Origin of the sequence: Alteromonas sp. a30 (assembly GCF_026788005.1) — a bacterium.
In the GTDB taxonomy this organism is placed as follows: Bacteria; Pseudomonadota; Gammaproteobacteria; order Enterobacterales; family Alteromonadaceae; genus Paraneptunicella.
On the sequence record NZ_JABEPE010000036.1, the window covers coordinates 1 to 15,465 of the forward strand.

Here is a 15,465-nt window from a genome sequence, read left to right on the forward strand (position 1 = left end):
GCGGCTTTTACGCAAAGGATTGGCGCAATAGAGGCGCATCAACATCACCGAAAACGCAGCATTTTCCAACGCGCGCAGTGGCGAGAAAAGGCTTCGTTCGTTGAAGTCTTGGCAAACCAAGGAGCCAGCACCATGCCGCTCACCCTGTCATTTAACCTGCAATCACTGAGTTTTTGGGAGCTGAGAAGTTTGTATGAGATATGCCTAAAGCTGCGCCATAGCAAGACTTTTCGCCGAAGGCAGCGACAAATCATAACGAGCAAGTTGTATGATATTGAGCTGGAGATTAGCGGACGAATGGATCTGCTATCGCTCATTTTCCAGATGGATTGTTAAGGGGGTATCCAAGAACCATTCTTGGTCATGATTGAACTTTGAGAAATTCACGGCATCCAATCGGCGCACGGTTGGTTCAGGTTTCCAAAGGGCAGGAACACGCTCTTTGGTCGATGGGTTTCGGGGCGATTGACTGCGCCCTGAATCGTGGGATTGTTAAGGGGCTGCGAAATAGCCCCTAACTGCGGAAGTTTGAAACGCGCACTCGTTTCACTGGTTTGTTGAATGGCTCAATGCCAAAAACAAACCACATCCTAGAGGTATGCAACAGGAGAGCGGCAGCGTCTCCTTTGCCAAGATTGCCCCAATGTATCCCCAAAAACGGTTCACTTGTGACAGGTAGTTTTTGGGGATGTATTACATTGGGGACATCTTGCGGCGCGGTCGGTGAGGAGTAAAAAAATGGTTTTACAAGTTACAACGAATTTAGGGCACTCAACTCTTTAGTAATTAACCCTTGAAAGAAGTAATTGCCTAAATATACGGGTTTATTTAACCCTAATTTAAGCACGCTAGCTGCCAAATCATTTTGCCCAATTTTCTTCAATGCTAAACCAGCATAGTAGTAACTTCTTGAAGATTCTTCGACATATAGACTCGTATCAAGCATATCAGGTTCATGCGCACCGAACTTATCCAAACCACAATTTAGGAATGTTGATAAAAATTTTAGTGCTCCTTCGTAATCTCCGTTTAAATAGCAAATACCAGCCTTTGCAGAATTGTACATTCTCAGCCAAGAGGGAGTTGGGTTATCCTTGGATAGTTCAAGATAAAAGTCACCAGTATGAAAAGCATGTTCAAATCGCAACTCCGCTTCTGTAACATCTTCCAAAACGGTGGCAATTATTACGGCTCGCTGCTGTATATTGAAGATCCAATAACGACTTCTGGCAACTTCTATCCCTTTTCGATAAAAATCCGAGATGCTACGCAGACAATCAATCATTAAGCTATAAGAAGAGTGGGCTTCCTTCAGTCCCCCCATGAACTGTGCGTGATATATTTCATATTTACTAATATAAATCCCTACACCATCATCAGCAATTCTAGCAAAATGTTCTCCCTGCTCATAATGCGTAATGGATGTTTCGAAATTGCCTAACACATAATTTGAATAGCCCAGCTCATAAAACAGAATTGACAACTCTTTCGCCGCTATTTCTCCATTTTCGTAGTAAGATTTATAGTATGGCAATATATTCTGGTATTCTCGCAGTGCTGCGTGGTATTGCAAAGTTCTTCTAAACCTCTCCTTTATATCAACGGCATACTCTCTCAACTCCTCAGCGGTTAGCCAGCCCAAGTCACCAAAAGGCACCTCATTTCCGTCAGTTGATTTGCTTGTGTTGAGGCTTTTTTTTCGTTCATTTATAATTTTCCCCCAAGAATTTTGACTATTCCTTTCTTCTTTTAATGTCTCAAAGAAAGGCTTGCTACGACGATTAGAAGCTAATAGAACTATTTCTCCGTATTCAATAATTGGGTTTTCTCTTGGTGTGATATGCAGGTAAAAATTATGAACAAGCCGTCGTGCCACTTCCTTTCCATCTTCACCCAACTGAATAATAGCGTCATATAAATCCATAGCATGATTTATGATTTCATTTGTCATGCTTTCATCATGGGATATCAACTTTCGGCAAAAGGTACGATTAGTTAATCGCTCCGATAGTACTTCATACATTTTTGCCTTCATCATAGAAGTGCAAAAAATACGGAAAAATTCATTCTTAAATCGCTCCGACATAGGGACGTTAAAAACAAATTTTTCTGAATCAATGCGGTAACTCTCGTTCAGAGCAGTTGCCAAATTCAAGTAGCAGTTCGAAACCTGAAGCACAGCTTCCAGTTCCACTTTTCTATTTTCACTCAGATATTCATAAAACGACAAGTGAGCGAAACGAAAATACGACTCATCGCCTACAGTTAAAAGGTCTATTAACCTCAACTTTATCCAGCTTTCCGTCAATTCGAGCAAGTCAACACTTTCAAGTACATCCTTAGCGAATTGAGATAATCTGAGAAGAGACAGGTCTGGTGCGAACGCCAGTATTCCCCCCAATATTACTTTTTGTTTGGTTCGACTTTTGTCATTGTTCATCAAGCGATTATATTGTTCGTCGTAATAGCCTCTCAATCCATTTGGAAGCTTATTCGGTGAATAGCTTGATAAGTCTTTGAAGACTTGAGCAAGATACAAAAACAGATAATCACTCTTCTCACATAAGAGCTGTTTGAAATCATCATATTGGATCTTATATTCATCTAACCATGCCTCAACAAAGTCTTTATTTTCTTGAAGCTTGTGTTCTATGAAGCCCTCTATATCTTCTCGCTGAAATTCTTGTTCTTTGTTTAAAACAAGTTCTAAAGGAGGTGGACTGTCTGCATATTTCTCTTTTTCACTATGGCGAGAAGACACAACCACGATAACGCCATCAGGCAAGAGGCTGGGAATGGCGAAGGTTGTTGCCATTCTCGTTACTTCAGTAATATCTGCTTCATCAAGCGCATCGAGAAAAATGACAATTTTCTTATCCGAACTTGAGAGTTGCAACGCAGACTCTTCGATAATTTCGTGAATGAAGGCTTGAGTTAAGGGGTAATCAGCATTCTTGCAAAAATGTTCGTAGTTCTCTTTAAACTCATCTAAAGAAAAAAATAAGCTCAATCTTTCATATAAGGTTTTGGCGAAGCTAATAGTTCGATCGTAGTCAGTTTTATATTGTATGAAGTGCCAAACACATATGTATTCTTCTTTTTCACGGTAAGACTTTACTGCATCAGCCATAATCGAGCTTTTACCTGCACCGGCCTCGCCAATAATCGTGATATATCCCTTAGGGTTTGTCCTAATATATTTTTCTATTTCTGATGAAATATGTTTGCGCGGATACCAATCATTGGTGAGCAAATTTATGCGGCGTGAAAACGGATCTTTATATTGAATTACAGATTGTTGGATTAGACGAGATAGTTCGTTGCTTTTCCCACTATAAACGAGGTCGATATGTGATTTGATATCGTCAATGGTATTAAATAATTTGTCTGGATTGTCGCGGAATAAATAGAGCTGAAAACCACGCATTTTGCAAAATTCTAAAAAATCCAGCAAACATTCCTCCAAGGAAATACCCTGCGCATCTGCGAAGCTTTGAAAAATGCTTCTACCTCGTTTAAGGCTTGTCGCTTTTTCAGAGGGGAGTTTTTGTAAAAATTTTATGCCATCGTCCAACCCATTATTTTTTTTAAATGCAGCATCAAAAGCTTTATGGTCTTTTTTATGAAGCATATCTCCATATTCAAGCAGATAATAGCCTTCCCAACATCCTCTTAAGTCAGTTGTCTTTTGTACGGCGTGGTATTTGAGAGCTTGTCTTCGTCCGCCAGTAGTTAATGTCCTACAAATAGCTTCTAATATATCTGTTGTTCTCATCGAAGGTGACACGGTGTTATCCATTGTCGCAGGCTCCAGATCACACTCAAGCAAATTAACCCGACGAGTGAAGACTGGCCGGGTTTGCTCTAGTCAGGTAGTTCGTTACGTGAACTGCAGCATTTTATGGCAAGTTGGTATATTTTTAAACCTATTGCGAAAATTTGATCCGATGTTGAGAACGACTGTTTTAATTAATTTCAGGGTCTTTGGGGGCGGCTTTTGGTTCAACCCCACCAGTCATAAATTTAGCGCCGCTTAAAGATGCTTCTGCGATATTTTCACCGAAATGTTTCACCGCCAAATCGTAGATGGCTTCACTCAACAAGTCTGCTTGGGTGACTTCTGCTCCTGCGCCTATATTTGCTCGGTATATGTCTCGAAAAAGTTCTGCATATTCCTTTGGAACGTCTTTCGTTGTAAATATCTGCGTTAATGATTTGGGTTTAGTCATCCTTATTTAGCTCCCTATTCATTATTGAAATGCAAATTACAGCATTTCTTCCCCCCTAACTTACCTACGGATTCTTAATAAAGAGTTAACTCCGCAAAAGCTACCCCCCTAGTCAGAATTTTTTCTGAGCAACTCCCAGTTTTTCTGAATAGAAGTCGGAATTCTTTATGTACGACCATTGAGGTGTTCTCTGAGAGGCAGAGGATTTTCGGTAACAGGCCATTACCGTCACAACCAAACGTACGACTGAAAACAGCGCTGTTTTCGCCTAATTAAAAGGTGAAAACAAATGAGTATGACAAAAGTAGTTCCAAACGTATTTTTTAAAAATAATGGCGGCTACTGCGCCTTGCATAAGTCATTAAATGCATTGGGATATTCAAGCCGAGAGCTAGCCGATGTTTTGACAAAAGCGATGTCTGAACTGTGCAGTAAAGTAGATATTCAGTGTGTGCATATCCCTCACTGGCATCAAGTGACAGATGACGATGCGCGCACATTACGCAACATTCTAAAAACGGATAGCAACGGCAAGCCCAAAAGCCAAAGCCGCGAGTATGACCTGCTGCAATATCTATCAATGTGTATGCAGTACCTCGATCAAGATTACGCCGCTTATGTGAGTGAGTGGTGTCGGCGTCAGGAGCTTTGCCTTGATGAGCTACAAGAGGACGCTTTCTAAGCCACCGCGTCAATCAAGGGGCGGGAATATCCGCTCCCTTTTTATTCCAAAAATCACGCTCTTTCCCAAACCCGATTAGACCTTGTTTTAACGTGGTCATATCAAAGCAAACGTTAAGGTGAGTATCATGAAAAACCTAATTTATGGCGCAGTGATAACGGTTATTGGTGCAGGTTTTTATTTTTCCTTCTTTAACCTGCGTATGGATTTATTTCTCTCACTGGCTCTGTCATTGGTGCTGTTAATCACCAACATGCTTAGCACCTATTATCATCAAAGGCTAACTCGCGACTACAAACAGCAAATACGCAAGTTAAGTGCCCAACATAAGGCCAGTGAGCAGCAAGTCGAACGCGAAAAGCAGCGCCGAGCGCGTGCCTTGCTTCGCCGCCGTTAGTTAAGGGGGCAATCATGACATTCCAAGCATTTTTATTGTGGCCTGCACAGTTTTTGATTAATGGCGTATTGATGTTTTGGGGCTACTCGCTCCATCACCTCGATAGCGGCTGGGCATGGCTGATTACGGGTGCGGTTGCGCTTATCTTTTGGGCGAAGGTCTGGAAAATTGCCTTCGGTAAAATCAAGCAATGGCTTGGCATTTACGAGTAATGGCTATGGATAATCGTCAATTGCTCGCCTACTACCTGCCCGAATGGGTGCAGGTGATTGAAACCCTTGGTGCCATGACGCCCGCTGAAATAGTTAGGCTGGCGTTGGCGATGGGCTTAAGCGCCAGTCTCACCGCCTTGGTTTTCAAAAACCTGTTGTTATGGGCGCTGCGCTTTTTCGGCCTATACAACCCTAAAATGTATCGGTATCTGCCAAGCACTGTGCCTTACTGGCGCACGCTCTATCGTTTGTTCATGCGTTTTTCAAACTGGCTAGAGTTCTTTAAACGTAATCAACCCCATGAAACAGGCGGCTTTGCAGGCTCTTTTACCACCATGACCCGCCTACTCCCCCCATCGGGGATTTTACTGGGAAGAGTATGGTTTAAAGGCTTTGGGTTATTGCAGCCCGTTGGCATTGATATTCAGCGGCATTTGATGGTGTACGCCATGAGCGGGGCGGGCAAAACCACTTGGCTCATTACCATGCTGTCTTTGTGGCGTGGCAGCGCATGGCTTATCGACCCGAAAGGCCAAATCACACACGCGCTACAAGCCAATGACCGCAGGAATTGGGTGGTGTTTAACCCTTATTCACCAGAAACCACCGCCCAGTGGAATCCGCTGGATGATATTCACTTTGCCATTGCCCGAGAAGGCCATGAAGCTGCGGTGAAATGGGCGGTACGTTTAGGGCAAAGCTTGATTGTCACACCCGCCAGTAGCAAACAGCCTTTTTTCAGCGACACCGCGCGCGGGTATTTTATCGCCTTGGTGTTGCATGTAATGAGCAAGCACCCCCAAAACCAGCACAATCTTGCCTATATCCGCGAGCTGATTGTGCATGGCTACCGCGTTTATAACGAGGATGGCTCACTGGAAAGCAGCACCGAGGAAGCACGAGGATGGCTCACTGGAAAGCAGCACCGAGGAAGCACGAGAGCTACTTGACCAGCAGCTTTTACAAAACCCGCATTTTGAGGGCGCGATAAGCGCACAGGCATCGGCGTTTATCAATGCCTCGGGGGATACCAAATCCTCGCTTATTGCCACGCTGCAAGAGCAAACTAAATGGCTGGACTTTCCCACCGTGCGTCACATGCTGATGCAAACAACGCGCCCGTTAAGTGAGGCAAAAACCCGCGATGATATTGTGCTCTCATTCGTTGTGCCTGTGTTATCTCTGCGCGAGGAATTACAGCCGCTTTTACGCGCATTCACCAACTTCACCACCTACACCTTTGAAGCGGTAAAACACAAAAAAGGCCAATGCCTGTGCATCATTGATGAGGTGCAAGCCCAAGGCTACAACCAAACTTTGGAAGTCGCCTTGCCAGTGGCGCGCTCCTACGGGCAATCCATTGTCGCCATTGCTCAGGATATTGAGGGAATGAAGGCCGCCTACCCCAAAACCTATCGCAGTTTTGAGGGTAATGCCGATGCAGTGCTGTTTATGGCGAGCAATCACCCTGACAACCTCAAACATATCAGCGATGTACTGGGCAAGCGTAGCTGGGTTAAACGCAACCCACGTACAGGCCAAGAAGCGCAGCGCTGGACTGCCAGCGTCATGTCTGCCGAGCAAGTTAAACGCTTCTTATCGCCACATCACGGCAACCTGATTGCCGTGCTGGCGGGTGGTCGTGCCCTAAAGCTTAAAATCACCAATTACTTTCACGAGCTGCCCGTTACCCGTTATCAGGCAGACCCCGACCATAAAGAACCTCTACGTAAACGCATTCCCCGTTTTTTACTCAACTTTCCCAAATCCCGTCCCCGCCGCCCTGATACTGGTGGCGAGGCAAATGCGAGGCACGCCAACAGCGCCGCCCCGTATTCTATACAACAACGCAACCACACTGGAGAGCCATGATGAACAACCGCTATGACGATTTCATACAGCGCATCAAAGAGTCCGTAAGTAACTTGGCACTGCCCAATTTGGGCTTTGCCAAGGCCATGCTACAGCATCGGCTCAATGAGCAAGACAGCCTAAAAGCCGCATTACAGCGTGATTTTGAGACCAGTCTAAGCCAAGCGCAAACCTTCGCTATTCAGCTCATGCTGCGCCACCACGCCACTTTGTGGCAATTCGATGCCAACAGAAACTTTAAAGACACTATCAAAGCACTGGCAAACCAGCACAACCCGAAAGCCACTGCCACCACACAAGGAGAAGACTAATGTCGTTAACCTTTGAAGGGGTCTTTGCCCCACACATTAAAAATGCCCTTGCTGCCGAGGTGCAAAAAAGCCGCAATGCGCTGCTGCCCGTTCCGTTTTACGCGCTAAGCGTGACCTTGTGCGGCCTATTGGCCTTGGGCGTTATCGCCTTTGAATTTGAAATCCTCTACCGCGTTTTTGATTACCTCGCAGGAGAAGAAAGCACCTTTTGGACGCCCGAGGTCATGGGCTTTAGTTCTTTGATACTGGTTGTTGCCGTGCATTTTTTAGCACAAAGCAACGCCGACCATCGTACTTTGCTGTTTATCAATCGGATCTCTGCCAACCTGCTTCCCATTTATTTGCTGGGGATTGGCACGTTATTGGCGGTCATTATTTTTAATGATGGCGTGTTGAGCTTGCTGCAAAGCGACACGCTTTGGGATAACAGCGCAGTAGAAAACGAGAATGACTGGCTGAGCCATTTTATGGAGACAATCGGCTCACCCATTGCCGCCATCTTGTTCAGTGCAGGCATTGGCGCACTGGCGATTATCAATATCTTTGTATCACACCATGCCTTTAACGGCTTTGCCCGCCATTTCAAACAAATCGTTATTCGCGTGGGAACTTACCGCACGGATAAAAAAGACATGGACGGCTACCAAAACGCAGAAAAACACGCCCGCGAGCTAAAAGATGACCTTGGCGGCCTTGTTATTCGCCCCGAGGCCGAGCTGCAAAATGATGTTGCCACCGACATTTTACTTGCCATTGATGATGCCCTTAAAGAGCCGCGCGCGGCACTGGCGCAAGCAGAGCTGATGAATAGCCCGATTGAGCTGCCTCAATCCTTAAATGCCGAACAACTTAAAAAAGCCATGAAAGCCCTTGATGGCATTACCCGTGACCAGATTTTCAAACACTTTCACTAAAGCGGAGCGTTACCATGAAAAACCTTAAACCCATCGCAACTAAGCTACTCGCCACACTACTATTAAGCGCCAGCGCACAAAGCGCTCAATTGACCATTGCTGTCGATTTAAGTGGCTCCAACCCTTTTTTAAAAGATGAGCGCGCATCCAAAGGGGCGGCGTATTACGCCAGCCAACACGTATCCCAATTAAGCACAGGCGATAGCGTGGTGTTACAAAGCTTTGGCAGCCTACAAAGCTTCGATAACTTCGAAGCACTTCAGGTCACGCTTACCCGTAAAAACCAAAAGCAGCTTGTCAAAGGCATTCAAAGCAAGCTGACAACCTTGGCAAGTCAGGCCAAAGAGCAAGGCAGTACCAATCTGATTGCTTATTTTGGGCGCAATGACTTTGGCTGTGAGCAAACAGGCAGCACCGTACTGGTGCTAACCGATGGCATTGAAGCCTCTGAATATGTTGACCCTAACAAACTACTGGCAGGTGAAGTCAGCCTGCCATCACCGAATACCTTCGCACAAGACAACCTCAAGGGATGCACAGTGATTTTCTATGGCCTTGGCATTGGGCGTCACGATTCCGAGATGGTCAGACTTCGCGAAGCATGGAGCGAATATTTCAAGCAAACGAACAGCCACTTCAAAGCGGTGATTAAGTGACAGCCTTTCGCTTTGAGCTGGAGCAGCTCAGAGCAAGGAAAAAGGACATCACCCCAAAACCCAGCCTGACACCCGGTGGGAAATTAGAGCGCGATGTACACAAGGAAGTTGAGCGGCAAATGCAGCAAAAGGAAAACGAGTTAACGCACGCGCTTTATGGCGGACTGGAAAAGATACGCAACGAGCGGGCATTAAAAGCCCAAAAAGGTTACGCCAAAGCCCAGTTTAATCAGCAATCAAAATCAAAGGGCATACAGATGTAACCACCCATTAACTTTTTTGAAAGGTTCACAGTCTAGGAGACTGTGCGCCGTCAACGCATTGTAATTTAACACTTTTTTAACCTCGCAAGGATGCAATGAACTCATGAACACTAACTTTTTAAACGAAGGAGAAAGCCTATATTCAACACAACCCCCACTTGCACTACCACCAAGACGCATGTCACCGCCTACGCATGACGTGTTTCAAATATTGGAAGTAGACGGGGAAACCTACGACTTCCATGTCGGCAACTTTTGGGCACCCGATGGCAGCACACTGGAATATCAGTTCGTCACCATCAGCGGTGGATTCATCGCTCGCCCACGCAACAACACTGTGACCTACCACTAAACCGAAAGGAAAAAACATGAGTGAAAACCAAAACACCATTCCAACAACCAAAGGGCGCAAGCCTGATTATGAAGTGCATGTTGTAACCGAAGAAAACGGCAAGACCTTATGGAGCAAACAAGGCGCGCTTTGGAAAAACGACAACGGCTATATGACAGGAAACTTCAATGACCAAAAAATTGTTTTGCAGTCCCGCGAAGCCAAAGAAGCGCTCTTGAAAATGCGCCAGCAAAAACAAGAAGCGCCTGTGAACTTATCCCACACGGATAATGTAACGCAACGTATCTAAACCTTATTGCCAAGCCCTTCTATGTGGTGGGCTTGACACCTCTTTAACCAATAGGAAACAGGTGCATCCATGCCAGCAAATCTTGTGACACACATATTCTCGTTTCGCATGACCGAGCAAGAGCGAACCAAGCTTGAAAACATGGCGAAAAACCTTGGTGTCAGCAATGCTGCACTTATCCGTTTGAAGCTGTTCAGCAAGGATTTTGAACAAAGCTACACGCTGCTGAGTATGAAACGTCATGAGCGCAATGAGCTGGCACAGCTACTATCTGCACTTGGGGCATCAAGGATTGCCAATAACCTCAACCAAATTGCCCATGCGGTCAATACTGGCACATTGGAAGTCACCCCCGATGTGATTGCCCAGCTCAATGAAGCGTATGACACCGTAATGTGGATACGCCAAATGCTCATTAAAGGATTAGGAGTAAAAGCATGATTTTAAAAGCCAACCAACGCGGCGGGGCAAGGCAGCTTGCCGCCCATTTAACAAGCTATGAAAACGACCATGTGGACGTGCTTAAAATCGAGGGCTTTTGCCAACAAAACCTTGATGGTGCTTTGCAAGAAGCTTACGCCGTGAGCCGCGCGACACAATGTAAGAAGTTTTTGTTCTCACTGGTAATCTCACCGCCAGAAAAAGAGACGGTCAATAACGAAGCGGTATTTGATGCAGCCAAACGCGCGCTTGAGAAAGTGGGCTTAAAAAACCAGCCTCATATCGTGGTTGCCCATGAAAAAGAAGGCCGCAGGCATTTTCATGTGGTGGCTTCACGCATTGATAACCAAACAATGAAAGCCATCAAGCTGCCTTATTACAAACAGCGCCTTAATGATTTATCACGGGATTTATTTTTAGAAAATGGTTGGGACTTACCCAAGGGCTTCAAAACAGGTTATCAGGCCGACCCGCGCAATTTCACCCTTGCCGAGTGGCAACAAGCCAAGCGCCTTGGCCTTCACCCCAAGCAAATCAAAGGAGCCATAAAAAAGAGCTGGGAGCAATCGGATAACCGCGCCAGCTTTAAAGCCGCACTTGGTGAGGCTGGATGCTTTCTCGCCCGTGGAGACAGGCGCAATGGCTTTGTCGCCGTTAGCTGGCAAGGTGAGATTTACCCGCTGAACAAGCGTAACCTTGGCGCTACCGCCAAAGACATCCGCGCCAAACTGGGCGAGCCTGCAACCGCGCAATCCATCACCGAAATCAAAGCCATCGTTGCAAGGGAGCGTTACGGCATTCACAAACGCTTGCGCCGCGAACAAGCTCTCAAGCACAAGCTGGAGCGCCAACCACTAACAGAACAAAAGCGCCAGATGATTGCGCAGCAGCGCCAAGAACGCAGCGACTTGGCAACAGGACAACAAACGCGCTCCGCTCAAGAAAATCAAAAGCGGCTTAAACGTCTGCGTAAAGGCTTGGGTGGGTTATTTGATTTTGTGACAGGCCGCTCTCGCAAACAAAAGCAAAAAAACGAAGCCGAGGCCAGAGCGTGCATTGCCCGCGATTTAAAAGAAAAAGAAGCCCTTATCCAGCAGCACATCCATGACAGACAAGCATTACAAAAAGAGCTGGTAACACTGCGCGAAAAACAGCAAGCCGAGACCATTGCCCTCAATGCCAGCTTCGTCCAACAAAGCCAAGGCATCGCGCTTAAAGGCAAGCTTAAACGAGAGTTTGAGCGCATTAATCAGCATACAGCAGCTCAGCAACACAAACCCAATCTGGAGCTTTAAATGACACAAGAAGAACTCGCAGAACTGCTCCCTTACACGGAAAACTTCAACCTCCCGTTAGAACAGCGAATTGAGATCATAAAAACCGTATGGGGATTCACTGAATCTTTCGTAGATGCCGCATGGGGCGTTCATCCGATACAACTTAGTTGTGAACAGCTTGAAGCGGGTAATTTACAGAGTCATAATACTGATCAAATATCCACTAATAAGAAACCAACGATACATTAATGGAGCGACCTCATGAAAGAGAAATCCCCACGATATGCCGTTATCTACGCGCGCGTTTCTTCTGTTAAGCAATTGACCGAAGGAAGCGGCCTGTCCTCGCAACGAGTGCGCTGTGAACAGTATGCAGAGCATAAAGGGCTGGAAGTGATACAGGTCTTTCATGACGAGGGGATTTCAGGCTCTTTGGTAGAGCGCCCCGCCATGCAAGCAATGCTTGAATTTTTAAAACAGCAAAGTGAAGTCACGGCTGTTTTAATAGATGATATTTCTCGTCTAGCCCGCGGCATGAAAGCTCACCTAGAACTACGTACCACGATTGAAGCCGCAGGTGGCAAGCTATTGTCTCCATCCATCGAATTTGGCTCTTCCCCAGATGAAATATTAGTAGAAAACTTGATGGCGTCTGTTTCCCAGCACTTTCGGGATAAAAACCGCGAACAAAGCATCAACCGCACCCACGCCCAATTGATACAAGGCTACAGTGTCGCATCTATTCCCGCCGTAGGATATAAGTATAAAAACATGCAAGGCCACGGCAAATTGTTAGTCAGAAATGAGCCTGCCGCGACTATCGTGCAACATGCGTTGGAATCGTTTGCTTGTGGTCGCTTTGAAACGCAAAGTGAGGTCAGGAACTTCTTAAATGCACAAGCCTGTTTTCCCAAAGGAAAGAATGGCGATGTGACATTCGAGCGCGTTAGGAGGATGCTAGAAAATGTGCTCTATGCGGGTTATATCCACTTCCCTGCCCGTGGGATCAACATGGTTCCAGCTAAACATGAGCCACTTATCAGCTACGAAATGTATTTAGCCATTCAAAATCGTTTAAACGGCCAAGCTAAAGCTCCTACCCGTAAAGATTTGAATTTAGATTTCCCGCTAAGAGGATTTATCACCTGCTCAGGCTGTGGTGAAACGCTTACCTCGGCAAAAAGCAAAGGACGCTCCCAATATTACGATTACTACCTTTGTTACCGTAAAGGCTGCTCACAGTACGGCAAATCCGCAAAAGCAGAGAAAGTGGAAAGCGAGTTTAATGACATGCTCATCAAGCTCAAACCGTCTTCTGACCTATTTGAACTGGCAAAGAAGAACTTTTCGATACACTGGGGCAAGCGCCGAAATAATCACCAGTCAAACCATGCAAGCAATGTAGAAACGCTCAAAGGAATTGAGAGTAAAATCGAGAAGCTTGTGGCTCGGGTCATTGATACTGAAAGCCCAACACTAATCAGCACCTATGAAAAAAGTATTCAGGAGCTAGAGCGAAAAAAAGCCGAAGTGGATGAAAAAATCAAAAATTGCGGCAGACCATTGCCTGATTTTGAAACCACTTTTAGAACCGCTATGAATTTTTTAGAAAACCCGCATAAACTCTGGCTTTCAGACGACATAAAGCACAAAAGAACCGTGCTAAAACTGGTATTTACTGACAAGTTAGAATATGACCTAAAATTAGGTTTTAGAACCGCAAAACCCCTCCCAATCGCGCAGCCATTCTGGCTTACAGAGCAATTGAGTGGTGGTTACTGTGATTTGGTGCCCGGGGCCGGACTTGAACCGGCACGAAGTTACCTTCGAGGGATTTTAAATCCTTATTGAAGCCCTTTTAAAATAGGGGATACAGCCCTACCCCTTGTATTTTCAGTAATCTACCACAGTCCTAACAGATACTCATTAATCGTAGGTGTCCGCCAATGTGTCGGCTTGTTTTGCCCAAAATATCTATTCGATACGATTATTTTTAAAGGGCCTACTCGCTTAAATTGTATCCTCAAAATCATGTGATACTATAATGATACTTTGTTTAAATTCTCACTTGGAATTAATCATGAAAGTTGAACTTGTTACAACACTTAAACGTCAAGCAACCAAAATTTTATCAGACCTACATACATCAAAAGAGCCTGTTTTAATTACAGAGCATGGTCAACCTTCAGCTTACTTGGTTGATGTTGAAGACTATGAGTTCATGCAACGAAGAATGGCTATCTTAGAAGGTATTGCTCGTGGTGAACAAGAAATCAGAAATGGCAACGTATTATCAAACCAAGAAGCGAAAGAGAAAATGAGCAAATGGCTGAAGTAATATGGACTACATCAGCGCTCAACGAAGTTAATGAGATAGCGGAATATATTGCCTTAAGTCATACATTCGCCGCCAAGAAGTTAGTACAGAAAATATTCAACACTGTTTCGAGATTAGAAAGTCACCCTGAATCGGGTAAAAAACCACCTGAGTTGACTAACTCAAATTACCGCGAAGTTATTGTGAATCCCTGCCGTATTTTCTACAAGTTTGAGCAAGATAACGTTTACATTTTGCATGTCATGAGGCAAGAAGGAGATCTTCGTAAGTTTTTTCTGAAAAGTGAAGCTTGATTAATAGATTTATAAGGCTAAATGCAAAAACTCATTTGTAACAGTTCGGCGCTTTCATGAACAATATAATGATTATTATGGCTGCCCATGCTGCTTTACTTTCATCCTTTTTAAAAATGCATCACCAGACCAATTTTCAATTTTTGGAGTGGCTTCCCCTTCGGCTATAAGCTCGCGTAATTCTTCTGCTTTGAAGCTGTTTTTTTCTTTAAGTAACCTTAAACCTTCGCGTATTACTTCATTCAGGTTCTGATAATCACCACTTTCTATCAACCCATCAATAAAAGCATCTTGCTCATGAGTTAAACAAAACGTAATTAACTGCGCCATTGCACCCCCTCTAACATTCTAATAGTGGATATGTCTCATCATTAACAACGCTAACTAAGAAATGCTAGCCCAAAATGATTTAGTATTGAACAATGTTAATTATGGCAATGCTTATATTCTCAACTATGAGGACTACCACTAATGACTATGCATAATCCCCCGCATCCCGGTGAATTTATTCATGATGTATATTTAGAGCCGACAGGGGTTAGTTGTCGCTACTTGGCTAAAAAACTTGATGTTGCCTCATCTACGCTAAATAGAATCTTAAAAGGTCAGAGCGCTATCTCTCCAGAAATGGCTCTGAGACTTTCAAAGGCTATCGGTAGAACCCCTGAAAGCTGGTTAGCAATGCAAGATAATTATGACCTTTGGCACGCGAAACAAAACACTGATTTAGCAAAAGTCCACGTTGTAGATTTCAACACGCTATCGAAGCAGGCCATTTAAAAATGGCCCTACCCGTCTCCTAACCGAACAAACAGCTTTTCATATCTATTCAGTGATTACCACCTCGCGACATTGAACCTTTTAAGAACACAACGTTCGTAAAACGCAAAATAAAAATAAGCCTCTACTGCATTGCGTCACTAATTAAATAGCGCTGTT

General features: G+C 44.8%; 22 protein-coding genes. 19 read left to right on the forward strand and 3 right to left on the reverse strand.

The window, feature by feature from the left end; all coding sequences use genetic code 11:
- The coding region (locus tag HJG39_RS18335; protein WP_268411748.1) for a hypothetical protein at positions 1-336 on the forward strand (336 nt) is incomplete at its 5' end.
- A 415-nt stretch (positions 337-751) separates the two neighbouring features.
- On the opposite strand, the gene HJG39_RS18340 is transcribed toward HJG39_RS18335, so the two are convergent.
- Complete coding sequence (locus HJG39_RS18340; protein ID WP_268411749.1) at positions 752-3,799, reverse strand: ATP-binding protein; 3,048 nt, start codon at positions 3,797-3,799, stop codon at positions 752-754.
- Positions 3,800-3,965: 166 nt separating this feature from the next.
- Positions 3,966-4,229: a hypothetical protein gene (locus HJG39_RS18345; protein ID WP_268411750.1), complete on the reverse strand. Its 264-nt coding sequence runs from the start codon at positions 4,227-4,229 to the stop codon at positions 3,966-3,968.
- A 289-nt stretch (positions 4,230-4,518) separates the two neighbouring features.
- On the opposite strand from HJG39_RS18345, the gene HJG39_RS18350 reads away from it, so the two are divergent.
- From HJG39_RS18350 to HJG39_RS18430, 17 genes are all read left to right on the forward strand, one after another.
- Positions 4,519-4,911, forward strand: coding sequence for a hypothetical protein (locus tag HJG39_RS18350; protein WP_268411751.1), 393 nt, complete (start codon positions 4,519-4,521; stop codon positions 4,909-4,911).
- A gap of 127 nt (positions 4,912-5,038) precedes the next feature.
- Complete coding sequence (locus HJG39_RS18355) at positions 5,039-5,308, forward strand: hypothetical protein (protein WP_268411752.1); 270 nt, start codon at positions 5,039-5,041, stop codon at positions 5,306-5,308.
- Positions 5,309-5,322: 14 nt separating this feature from the next.
- Positions 5,323-5,520: a hypothetical protein gene (locus HJG39_RS18360; RefSeq protein ID WP_268411753.1), complete on the forward strand. Its 198-nt coding sequence runs from the start codon at positions 5,323-5,325 to the stop codon at positions 5,518-5,520.
- 5 nt (positions 5,521-5,525) lie between these two features.
- Positions 5,526-6,470, forward strand: a complete 945-nt coding sequence (locus HJG39_RS18365) for a type IV secretory system conjugative DNA transfer family protein (protein WP_268411755.1) — start codon at positions 5,526-5,528, stop codon at positions 6,468-6,470.
- Entirely contained in the window at positions 6,388-7,392 is a 1,005-nt protein-coding gene (locus HJG39_RS18370; RefSeq protein WP_268411758.1) for a type IV secretory system conjugative DNA transfer family protein, read from the forward strand. Before HJG39_RS18365 ends, HJG39_RS18370 begins: the two co-directional genes overlap by 83 nt.
- The gene (locus HJG39_RS18375) at positions 7,389-7,703 is read left to right on the forward strand and encodes a hypothetical protein (protein ID WP_268411760.1); all 315 of its coding nucleotides are present in this window, start codon (positions 7,389-7,391) and stop codon (positions 7,701-7,703) included. The genes HJG39_RS18370 and HJG39_RS18375 overlap by 4 nt, the downstream gene beginning before the upstream one ends.
- Positions 7,703-8,617: a hypothetical protein gene (locus tag HJG39_RS18380; RefSeq protein ID WP_268411763.1), complete on the forward strand. Its 915-nt coding sequence runs from the start codon at positions 7,703-7,705 to the stop codon at positions 8,615-8,617. The genes HJG39_RS18375 and HJG39_RS18380 overlap by 1 nt, the downstream gene beginning before the upstream one ends.
- Positions 8,618-8,631: 14 nt before the next feature.
- On the forward strand, positions 8,632-9,273 hold the full coding sequence (locus HJG39_RS18385; RefSeq protein WP_268411764.1) for a hypothetical protein: 642 nt from the start codon (positions 8,632-8,634) through the stop codon (positions 9,271-9,273).
- On the forward strand, positions 9,270-9,536 hold the full coding sequence (locus HJG39_RS18390; RefSeq protein ID WP_268411766.1) for a hypothetical protein: 267 nt from the start codon (positions 9,270-9,272) through the stop codon (positions 9,534-9,536). The genes HJG39_RS18385 and HJG39_RS18390 overlap by 4 nt, the downstream gene beginning before the upstream one ends.
- 103 nt (positions 9,537-9,639) lie before the next feature.
- A complete protein-coding gene (locus HJG39_RS18395; RefSeq protein WP_268411767.1) occupies positions 9,640-9,888 on the forward strand; it encodes a hypothetical protein in 249 nt (82 codons plus the stop codon).
- A gap of 16 nt (positions 9,889-9,904) precedes the next feature.
- On the forward strand, positions 9,905-10,177 hold the full coding sequence (locus tag HJG39_RS18400; protein ID WP_268411769.1) for a hypothetical protein: 273 nt from the start codon (positions 9,905-9,907) through the stop codon (positions 10,175-10,177).
- Positions 10,178-10,246: 69 nt separating this feature from the next.
- The gene (locus HJG39_RS18405; protein WP_268411771.1) at positions 10,247-10,618 is read left to right on the forward strand and encodes a plasmid mobilization protein; all 372 of its coding nucleotides are present in this window, start codon (positions 10,247-10,249) and stop codon (positions 10,616-10,618) included.
- Positions 10,615-11,913 carry a relaxase/mobilization nuclease domain-containing protein gene (locus HJG39_RS18410; RefSeq protein ID WP_268411772.1) on the forward strand — a complete coding sequence of 433 codons (1,299 nt, stop codon included), beginning with the start codon at positions 10,615-10,617 and terminating at the stop codon, positions 11,911-11,913. The genes HJG39_RS18405 and HJG39_RS18410 overlap by 4 nt, the downstream gene beginning before the upstream one ends.
- Positions 11,914-12,144: a hypothetical protein gene (locus HJG39_RS18415; protein ID WP_268411774.1), complete on the forward strand. Its 231-nt coding sequence runs from the start codon at positions 11,914-11,916 to the stop codon at positions 12,142-12,144. It abuts the gene before it with no gap.
- Between the two features lie 12 nt (positions 12,145-12,156).
- Complete coding sequence (locus HJG39_RS18420; RefSeq protein ID WP_268411776.1) at positions 12,157-13,746, forward strand: recombinase family protein; 1,590 nt, start codon at positions 12,157-12,159, stop codon at positions 13,744-13,746.
- Between the two features lie 229 nt (positions 13,747-13,975).
- Entirely contained in the window at positions 13,976-14,233 is a 258-nt protein-coding gene (locus tag HJG39_RS18425; protein ID WP_268411778.1) for a type II toxin-antitoxin system Phd/YefM family antitoxin, read from the forward strand.
- Positions 14,221-14,526, forward strand: coding sequence for a type II toxin-antitoxin system RelE/ParE family toxin (locus HJG39_RS18430; RefSeq protein WP_268411780.1), 306 nt, complete (start codon positions 14,221-14,223; stop codon positions 14,524-14,526). Before HJG39_RS18425 ends, HJG39_RS18430 begins: the two co-directional genes overlap by 13 nt.
- A gap of 75 nt (positions 14,527-14,601) precedes the next feature.
- Here the strand turns inward: HJG39_RS18430 and HJG39_RS18435 are convergent, their stop codons facing one another.
- Positions 14,602-14,856 (reverse strand): type II toxin-antitoxin system ParD family antitoxin, encoded by a 255-nt coding sequence (locus HJG39_RS18435; RefSeq protein ID WP_268411781.1) that lies wholly within the window; start codon positions 14,854-14,856, stop codon positions 14,602-14,604.
- A 141-nt stretch (positions 14,857-14,997) separates the two neighbouring features.
- On the opposite strand from HJG39_RS18435, the gene HJG39_RS18440 reads away from it, so the two are divergent.
- Positions 14,998-15,306 carry a HigA family addiction module antitoxin gene (locus HJG39_RS18440; RefSeq protein WP_268411782.1) on the forward strand — a complete coding sequence of 103 codons (309 nt, stop codon included), beginning with the start codon at positions 14,998-15,000 and terminating at the stop codon, positions 15,304-15,306.
- Positions 15,307-15,465 lie beyond the last annotated feature (159 nt).